Origin of the sequence: [Mycoplasma] falconis (assembly GCF_006385795.1) — a bacterium.
In the GTDB taxonomy this organism is placed as follows: Bacteria; Bacillota_I; Bacilli_A; order Mycoplasmatales; family Metamycoplasmataceae; genus Metamycoplasma; species Metamycoplasma falconis.
Window position 1 is genome coordinate 19,150 of sequence record NZ_VFSS01000007.1, and the last position, 9,031, is coordinate 28,180.

Sequence of the window (9,031 nt, forward strand, 5' to 3'; positions counted from 1 at the left end):
ATTTTTATTTTAATCGATATTTATTAATATTTTCTACTATTTTATTTTTAGTTTCAAAATCTATTTCTGTCTCTAATTCTTTATCAATATTTATAATATTATCTGCTAAATTTTCTAGGTTTACCAAACTAATATAATCTACTAGGTTATCAATATTTAAAATTATTTTATTTCTAAACACTAAGATCATTATTATAGGAACACCATTAGGAAGTATCATATTTAAATTATTACAACTTTTATTTATCAAAGTTACTTGATTAGGTACTATAACTGTTTTTTTATCTGTTATATTTTCTCATTCATAATTTAAAGCATCGCCATTAACTTCGCCGTAATCAATATCTACCGGTTGAACCAAATATAAAGCTTTACCTGTTAAAAGCATCGATTCTGTTGAAAATTTATAATTATTAGGTTTATAAAAATAATTAAAAGCATTGATAACGTTAGAATTACTGATAATATGTGATGTTCTAATAAGTTCGTCTTTTATTTCTGATTTAAAGTTAGACAAGTTATCTTTAATTTCTTTATTTCTACTGTTTATTTTCTTAATTAATAGACTAAATATTAATAGCAAAACAAACAGAGAAATTAAACCAATAATAATTCCTAAAATATAGGGTTTAGAGGTATTGGTTTTAACTTGCTCTGTGGCATTATTAATTTCTTCAAGCATTTCTTCTCCTTAATTATCAGTAGCTTCATAATTTCTTGTGTTTAAAAATCTTTTGATTTCTTTATAATTTGGAACAATTTGGGCTACAAGATTTCAAAATTCTTTTGAATGATTTTGATGTAAAAAATGACTAAATTCATGTACCAAAATATAATATAAGCAAATCGGGTTGTAATACATTAAATTAGATGAAAGCGAAATAAGATCTTTTTTGTTATAAGCACTTCCTCAAAAAGATTTAACATTCTTAATTTTATAATTAATGTTTTTAGATTTTAACCCTAACAATTTAATAAATTTTTCTTGAACTTCCTCAAAGTATTTTTTTACTAATAAATTAAATTCATTAAAGCAATAGTCTTTGATTTGATTTTCAATATCTTTTTTTACTTTGCCAAAATAAAAAAACAAATCTGAATTTTCTTTTTTAAAATAAAGTTTATTGTCTTCGATTTTAAATTCATATTTATTTCCTAAACTATAAAAAAACTTGTTTTCGATATCGATAGGGAATTTTTTCTTGGCTTCTTTTTGTGCTTTTAACTTAGTGTAATATTTTTCAATAGTTTGATTAACAAATTTTTCCATAGCAGCAGAAGCAAAAAACTGACTGTTGCAAGTTAATTCAAATTGAGCTTTACTTAATTTCATATAAGCGTTTTTGATATTTTTAATATAAACTTTGACAACAATTAGTTCATTTTCGTATGTTGCATAATAATTTATGGAATTAATTTGTTTATTTTTCATATTAATATTTTAATTAAAACTTAAAATATAAATTTATTAAACTAAAATATAAAGAAAAATTAAACAAAAACACATTTTTAATATAAAATTTGTATTGCTAATTATTTATAAGCAAGAAAGGCAAAAGAATGGCAAACATTAAATCAAAACAAAAAGCAATATTATCTAACGAAAAAGCAAACGCACGTAATTCTGCTATCAAATCAAGAGTTAAAACTGCTATTAAAAAAGCTAAATTAGCTGCTGAAAGTCAAGATCCTAAAGCTGCTGAATTAGCTGCAAATGCACACCACGAAATTGACAAAGCTGTTTCAAAAGGTGTTTTACACTCAAATAATGGAGCAAGAAAAGCTAGCCGTTTAGATGCATTTATTGCTAAAAACCAAAAATAATTTGAAAATAATATTTTTATAAAACTTAATTTACCCAAATCAAAACAGATTTGGGTTTTATTTTTTTATAAAATAAAAACTGCTTTTTTAATTAAGAGCAGTTTAGTTATCATGTTTTGAAAATTCGGCGTATTTATTAACTTTTTTCTTTTTATCTTCATTGATCGTAAAAACCATTGAAAATTCGCCTTTAATATTTTCTCCTAATTGCTGAATAACTTCTAATGGTTTTCCTTCATAAGAAGTTTCAAACATTTTAGTCATTTCTTTAATTAAATAAATATCTACTTTATCTTTAAAAACTTGTTCAAAATCATTTAAGGTTGCTAAAAGCTTATGTGGCGAAACATAACAAACATAAGTACCGTAATTTAAGTTTTTAAGCTCATTTTGACGCGAAATAGATTTATCCTTTAAAAAACCTAAGAAAGTAAATTTAGAGGCTTGATTAGCTTTAACTAATGCATGTATTAACGCGGTTGGGCCTCCAACAACATCGATGAAAATATTTTCTTTTTTAGCTGCTTTTATAACTTCAAAACCTGGATCAGAAATGCATGGCATGCCGGCGTCACTTACCAAAGAAACATGTTTGCCTTCTAAAATGAGTTTAATGACGTATTCACTAATTTCTAATTCATTGAAGTTGTTATATGTAATTAACTTCTTATTTTCAATATTTAAATGTTTTAATAATTTATAAGTAACTCTAGTATCTTCACAAAGAATAATTTCGCTAGCTTTTAACGTGTTAATGGCTCTTAAAGTAATATCTTCTAAATTACCAATTGGAGTACCTACAATCGAAAGTTTATATTCCATATAACTCCTCGAAATTTAAAATTAGATTGGCTTTTTGAATTTCAAAATTACCGTTATTATTAATGGCTTTTTTAAATTGATTTAAAGCTTCAATTAAATCTAAGGTTAAAACATAATCATATTTATCCCTTTTAACCTCAGAAGATAAAAGTAAATCTAAATTAGAACCATCTTTTTTTAATTTATACAAATCTTGATATAAGTAAATTAAATAATTTGCTAAATATAAATAATTGGTTTTATTTAATTTTTTAATTAAAAGATCAAAAAGTCCAGCTGGTTTTTTATTTGAAATAATTACTGCTTCTTTAAATTGATGAAACACTTCAATGATTTCGTTTTTCTCTTCTTCACTTAAATTCGTATTTATATTATTAATAATTTGTTGCTCGACATCAATATTTTTTTCAATATTTTTGTGAATATTTATAATAAAAGCTCTTGATTTAACTGTTTTTAAACAGGAATTAATATTATTAGTTGTCATAATAATAATTACGTTTTTAGGAGGATTTTCTAAAAATTTTAATAAGCTGTTTAATGAAGAAGCTGAACCTGTTTCGATTTTTTTAATTATTAAAATCTTTTTAAAATCAAGGCTCATAATAGAACTTTGTGATACGTTTAAAATAGATTGATTAATTTCTTCTTTAGAAATATTTTTTTTATATCCATCAACTAAAAAATAAAGCTCCCCAAATTTAATTTGATAAAAGCTTAATAAATTATTGTGATTGATCTTATTAATCATGTATAAAATTTCTTCCTCAAAATTTTCATTTTGATTAGAAGAAAGTAAATATACTTGATGTAATTTATTATTCGATATTTGATTATCGATAATTGTTTTAAATGTAGTTATTTCCATTAAGAAAGCACTCCATTATCTTTAAGAATTTTATTAACTTTTTTAAATAATTCAACTATAGAACAATTCGCATCAATGACTTTAAATTGTTTAGGGTTTTGTTTAATTACTTCGTGATAAGCTTCACGTAATTTAACGTAATAGTTTACATCGCAAGTTTCTAATCGGTCGGTACAATCTCTCATTTTAGTAATTCTTTCGACCGTTGTAGCAGGTTCTAAATCAAAGAAAATAACTAAATCAGGAGCAGTATTATCGGTAGCAATTTCGTTAATCAACTTAACTTTTTCCAAACCTAAACCGCCCAAAATACCTTGATAAACAAAAGACGAAGTTCAATAACGATCAGAAATAACGTTTTTGCCATTTTCTAAAGCAGGTCAAATCCCTTTTTCTAAATTTAATCTTCTTGAAGTAGCAAATAATAATGCATCTACCATTTGACTAAAATCATTGTCGTTATCTAAAATTAATTGTCTAATTTTTTCAGCTTCTTTTGAAAAAGCCGAACCTGGTTCTCTTGTAAAAATAAAATTATCGCTGATATTTTTATTGATAAATTCATCTTTTAACATTTGGATAATTGTTGATTTACCAGAACCATCCATACCTTCAACAACGATAAATTTTCCTCTTTTGTTTTCCATAATAATCCCCTAAAACTTATTTTTATTAATTAATGATTGCTTTAATGTAATTGGATCAACGTATTCAACTGCTATACCGTAAGGAATACCCATTGAAAGTTGATAAACATTATCAAATTTTAAATCTCTTAATTTGCGATAAATATATTGTGATGTGGTTTGACCTTCCAAAGTTGAAGATAAAGCTAAGGTTATTTCTTTATATTTATCCAAATTATTTAATATTTTTTCAATATTAGCTTCTACTTTCAAATTAATACCTTTAATAGTATGGATCCCTTCTAAAACAAAGTAATAACCATTATACGCATCTAAATTTTCAAACTTTTCTACATCGTTTGAAGTCTCAACTATAAGTAGTTTTCTTTCTCTTATTTTTGAAGCACATATGTCGCAAACGTCTTTATCGTTTAAATAATTACAAATTTGGCATTTTTTAACATTTTCTTTTAGTTCCAATAAAGCTTCAAATAAAGCGGTTATATCTTCTTTTGAAGAATCAATTGTATGCATTAATATTTTGTTAATTTGTTTTTTACTAATTGAAGGTATTTTTTTAAGTAGATCTGCTGCTTTTTGATATTTATCTAAATTCATTAGAAAGGAAAACCACCAGCTCCACCGAATTTAGAAGTTAGTGAATCGTAAGTTTCATCAATTTTAGCTAGCCCTTCGTTAACTGCTAACATTACTAAATCTTGTACTAATTCAGGATCATCAGGATCGATTAAAGCTTCATTAATTTGAATTTCTTTAATTCTTCTATTGCCAGTTAAAACAACTTTAATTCCTTGTTTTTCAACTATAAATTCTTGCTCAGCAATAGCACTTTCTTGTTGTTCCATTTCTGCTTGCATTTTTTTAGCTTTTTTAAGCAAATCTTGCATATTATTCATATTCATAATTACTCCTTATTTTTTAATTTTTAAGATATCACCAAAAGCCGATTTAGCAAATTCCATATTTTTCAAACTTACTTCGTCATACTCTTTAGATAGATCACGATAAAATGGGTATTGACGTTTTGACATCTCTTCAGCATGACTATTTCAATATTCTTTTGCTTCAGAAAATTCTTCTTTAGAAATAGCAAATAAATGGACAAAACGACCAAAGATTTTTTTAGCTAATTTAACAACATTTTTTTGATAAGCATTTTTATTTAGATCTTCTAACATAACATCGTTATTTTGTATGCCTAACAAAACAAATTCTTCACAAGAAAATAAAATATTAAAACCTTTTAAAATCTTGTAAGTTTCTTGTTCATCTTCTTCAATAATATTTTTAGCATTAGCGTATTTAAGCTTATCTTCATCGGTTTTCGCCACAAACTTACCTTCTTTAATACCACGACGATAAACGTTTATTAAATCTAGTATTTGATCTAAACTTAATCTAGAAGGATTTAAAATATCTTTTTTACTTTCATCTACTAAAACAAAATCTTCATCATTCAAATCTGAAGTAATAATGTTATCTACGATATCCGCAGCATCATATTCACTGGTTACTTCATCGATTAAAAGTTCAGTGGTTTTTTCTAATTTATCATTAATATCAATGTCTTCTATTTTTGTAAGTTGGTTATTTACAATGTCTTTTGTTTCTAGTTTATTGGCTATTGAGTTTAAATCTAAAAAACTATTTAATTGTTGGCTATTATTTTGTTTAATTTCAGGTTCTTTAAAATTTTCATTAACAACGAAATCTGCATCTTCTTCTAAAATAAGTGGACTTTCTACTTGATGTTTTACTGTTTCATATTTCGATTTATAAGCACTTAATTTAATAAGAATTAATTCAAAGGTTTCAGCTAATATATCTGATTGTTTTAATTCAAAAATGCTTTTGTTTAAAACTTCTAAATAATGATAGGCTTTATCTTCATCCAAATTAATTTTGCTAAATTCATCAGAAGTTATTATTTCTAATAAACTTGAATTATTGGTTTTTTTATAAACTAAAAAGTCTTTGATAATCGCAATCATTTGATAAACAAAACGTTCAATATCAATACCATTTACAATCAAATCTCTTGCTAATTCAATAACTTTTTTCAAGTCATGATTATTTAATAAATTAATAAGTTCAATTACCTTATTAACATCGCTAATGCCAAATAAATCTTCAACACTTTTTTCATCAATAGTTTTATTGCCACAATAAATCGCAACTTGATCAGCTATTGAAAGTGTATCTCTAAAAGAACCATTGCCCAATTCAGCTATCATTTTTAAAGCTTTATTGGAACAAGTTATATTTTCTTTGTCAAAAATATTTTTTAATTGTTCCATTAAGGTTTGAATTGTCATTTTTTTAAAGTTATATCTTTGCACTCTACTTAATATTGTTGCAGGTATTTTTTGCGGATCAGTAGTTGCTAAAATAAAAATAGCATGTTTAGGAGGTTCTTCTAAGGTTTTAAGCAATGCATTAAAAGCCCCTTTAGATAGCATATGAACTTCATCAATAATATAAATTTTGTATTTAGAAGAAGTTGGCAAATGTTTAATTTTTTCTTTTAAATCACGAATATCATCAATACCTGTATTAGAAGCAGCATCGATTTCCACAATATCTAAATTACGATCAATATTATTAATACATTCCGAACAAGGATTTAATGGATCATTTTCATTATGTTGACAGTTAATTGTATTTGCAAACACTTTTGCTGTTGAAGTTTTACCATTTCCATGTGAACCACAAAATAAATAAGCGTGGCTGATTTTATTATTTAAAATAACATTTTTAAGAGTAGCTACAATATGATCTTGACCTTTAATATCGTCAAATCTTTTAGGGCGATATTGACGATATAAAGCCAAATATTTATCACTTAAAGACATAATAACCCCCTGATTATTTTTTATTATTTTATCAAACATATAAAGTATAAAATATTATTATTAATAATTAAATTAAGAAGAGGTAAAAATGAAAAAAAATCGCAATATTTTAGAGGTTAATAAGCCTTGACAAATTGTAAAAAATTATTTTATAATGAGCTTTGTTAATTTAATTATGGTATCTATTATTTTAACTGGAACACTTTTATATGATCCGACTAGTCCCCTATCAAAAGCGGATTTATTATCATTTGCTTTTATTTTGCCGGTTATTTTTGGGGTTTTAATTGCAGCTTATATGTTTATTTCTTCGAGATATAAAGACGAAATAGTTAATATTAAATTACAAAAGATTAATTTTTATTTTTTAATTATTTACTGCTTTATTTTAGCGGCTTTATTATGCTTAGGGTTAATGTTAAAACCATTAGCAACTTCTTTAATTAAAGGCGATTTTGAACCTTCTAAATATAATCAAAATATTGATGCTAGAATTTACACTTTTAATTTTGTTTTAAAAATATCCGCTAGTTTATATACAATATTATCCTTAACTATTTGTGGGTTTGCTACTGCTTTATTTGTTTTACAAAGAAAAAGAATTAATAAACAAGAAATTAATTAATAATAAAATTATTATATAAGGTAAGGAGGAAATGTTTTGATTAGAGAACAATCCTGTGGAGCACTAGTATTTCGTTATGTTAACGATAAATTGTGCGTTTTAATAGTAGAACAAAGAGCTGGTCATTGAGGTTTTCCTAAGGGACATACCGAAAAAGGTGAAACGCAACAAATGACAGCAATAAGAGAAGTAAAAGAAGAAACTAATATTGATATAAAAATAATTGACGGTTTTAAAAGAACTAATGAATATTCACCATTTTTTAAAGCTTGAAAAAAGGTACATTATTTTATTGGCATACCTAAAACTTTTGAATTAATCAAACAAGATGAAGAAATTAACGTAGTAACTTGAGAACCGATTGTAGACGCCAAATTATATAGATTAAGCTACGATAATGACATCAAAATTTTAGATGAAGCAATTAACTATATTACTGAAAATAATTTGTTTCACTTATTTAAATAAAAACAAAGTTAGCCTTTTTATTAGCTAACTTTTTTGTTTAAATTTTTTAATATATTTAAATTTTCCTCTTTGATTTTTTCTTTTAAAAGATAAACAGTAGATAAATAAGGACTAAACAAAACAATAAATAAGAAACCGCATAATGTTGAAGTTAAAAGATATACCAATAAATAATTACTTCCTGATAATAATAACTTAGCAACAAATTCTCAATATACAACCTTTCAAACTGTAAATAAAAAGCTAATTATTAAGGTAAATATGAAAAAAACTTTGTGTCTTTTGTTTCTAACCAATTTATTTTTAAAAATAAAAATTAAATTTACTAAAAAAGTTGTTCATAATAAAAAGGCTAAAAAATAAAGAAAATAAATAGGTCAATTATTTAATTTAAGGCTTAAATTGTCATGGAGATTTATTTCATATACAATAAAATACAACACACCACAAATAACAAAAAGTAAAAATCATAAATAAGAAAGTAAATAAGTGGTTAAAGTGAATTTATATAAGTTACTAAGGTTAGTATATTTATTATTATTTGTTTTATAAAAAACAAGCTTTTTCAAAGAATATAGCATATCACTTTTGATTTCAACGCAAGAAAAGATATTCATTGTTAAATATTTATCAATATTATTTTTTATGAATTTGGTTTTTATATTATTTTTAGAAATAAAAATCGAAATTAAATTAAAGCTTATCTTGTTTGAATAAAAATTTTCCATCAACATTAAAAGAAGTTTATTTTTATCGATTTTTTTATAATCAATATTTTTATTTTCATTATAAAAAACTTCTAAATTGGCATCTTTAAAATTGGCAAAAAATTTATAAAACGCGTTTTTATTTTTGTCGTTAGTTTTGGTATATTTAAATAAATATTCAACGTTTTTTATTTCATTTAAATAAGAAAATTTAAGAC

At 24.3% G+C, this 9,031-nt stretch carries 12 protein-coding genes; 3 read left to right on the forward strand and 9 right to left on the reverse strand.

Annotated elements, in window-relative coordinates; translation table 4 throughout:
* Positions 1-4 precede the first annotated feature (4 nt).
* Positions 5-682 (reverse strand): hypothetical protein, encoded by a 678-nt coding sequence (locus FJO69_RS07365; RefSeq protein WP_140781407.1) that lies wholly within the window; start codon positions 680-682, stop codon positions 5-7.
* A gap of 9 nt (positions 683-691) precedes the next feature.
* A complete protein-coding gene (locus tag FJO69_RS02240) occupies positions 692-1,432 on the reverse strand; it encodes a M48 family metallopeptidase (protein WP_140781409.1) in 741 nt (246 codons plus the stop codon).
* A gap of 128 nt (positions 1,433-1,560) precedes the next feature.
* Here FJO69_RS02240 and rpsT point away from each other — a divergent pair, with 128 nt between their 5' ends.
* Positions 1,561-1,824, forward strand: a complete 264-nt coding sequence (rpsT, locus tag FJO69_RS02245; protein ID WP_140781411.1) for a 30S ribosomal protein S20 — start codon at positions 1,561-1,563, stop codon at positions 1,822-1,824.
* A gap of 102 nt (positions 1,825-1,926) precedes the next feature.
* Here the strand turns inward: rpsT and rsmI are convergent, their stop codons facing one another.
* Genes rsmI through dnaX form a run of 6 tightly spaced genes read right to left on the reverse strand, consistent with a single transcriptional unit; the run spans position 1,927 to position 7,013 of the window.
* Positions 1,927-2,646 carry a 16S rRNA (cytidine(1402)-2'-O)-methyltransferase gene (gene rsmI / locus FJO69_RS02250; RefSeq protein ID WP_140781413.1) on the reverse strand — a complete coding sequence of 240 codons (720 nt, stop codon included), beginning with the start codon at positions 2,644-2,646 and terminating at the stop codon, positions 1,927-1,929.
* The gene (locus FJO69_RS02255; RefSeq protein WP_140781415.1) at positions 2,636-3,514 is read right to left on the reverse strand and encodes a DNA polymerase III delta subunit-related protein; all 879 of its coding nucleotides are present in this window, start codon (positions 3,512-3,514) and stop codon (positions 2,636-2,638) included. The genes rsmI and FJO69_RS02255 overlap by 11 nt, the downstream gene beginning before the upstream one ends.
* Positions 3,514-4,161, reverse strand: a complete 648-nt coding sequence (gene tmk, locus FJO69_RS02260) for a dTMP kinase (RefSeq protein ID WP_140781418.1) — start codon at positions 4,159-4,161, stop codon at positions 3,514-3,516. Before tmk ends, FJO69_RS02255 begins: the two co-directional genes overlap by 1 nt.
* Before the next feature lie 9 nt (positions 4,162-4,170).
* Positions 4,171-4,758, reverse strand: a complete 588-nt coding sequence (locus FJO69_RS02265) for a toprim domain-containing protein (RefSeq protein ID WP_140781420.1) — start codon at positions 4,756-4,758, stop codon at positions 4,171-4,173.
* Entirely contained in the window at positions 4,758-5,063 is a 306-nt protein-coding gene (locus FJO69_RS02270; protein ID WP_140781422.1) for a YbaB/EbfC family nucleoid-associated protein, read from the reverse strand. The genes FJO69_RS02265 and FJO69_RS02270 overlap by 1 nt, the downstream gene beginning before the upstream one ends.
* A gap of 9 nt (positions 5,064-5,072) precedes the next feature.
* Positions 5,073-7,013, reverse strand: a complete 1,941-nt coding sequence (dnaX, locus tag FJO69_RS02275) for a DNA polymerase III subunit gamma/tau (RefSeq protein WP_140781424.1) — start codon at positions 7,011-7,013, stop codon at positions 5,073-5,075.
* An 88-nt stretch (positions 7,014-7,101) separates the two neighbouring features.
* Between dnaX and FJO69_RS02280 the strand changes: the two genes are divergently transcribed.
* A complete protein-coding gene (locus tag FJO69_RS02280) occupies positions 7,102-7,638 on the forward strand; it encodes a hypothetical protein (RefSeq protein ID WP_140781426.1) in 537 nt (178 codons plus the stop codon).
* Between the two features lie 36 nt (positions 7,639-7,674).
* The gene (locus tag FJO69_RS07370) at positions 7,675-8,106 is read left to right on the forward strand and encodes a bis(5'-nucleosyl)-tetraphosphatase (protein ID WP_140781429.1); all 432 of its coding nucleotides are present in this window, start codon (positions 7,675-7,677) and stop codon (positions 8,104-8,106) included.
* A 20-nt stretch (positions 8,107-8,126) separates the two neighbouring features.
* Here FJO69_RS07370 and FJO69_RS07375 read toward each other — a convergent pair.
* Positions 8,127-9,031: hypothetical protein (locus FJO69_RS07375; protein ID WP_211333784.1), on the reverse strand; the 905-nt coding region annotated here is incomplete at its 5' end.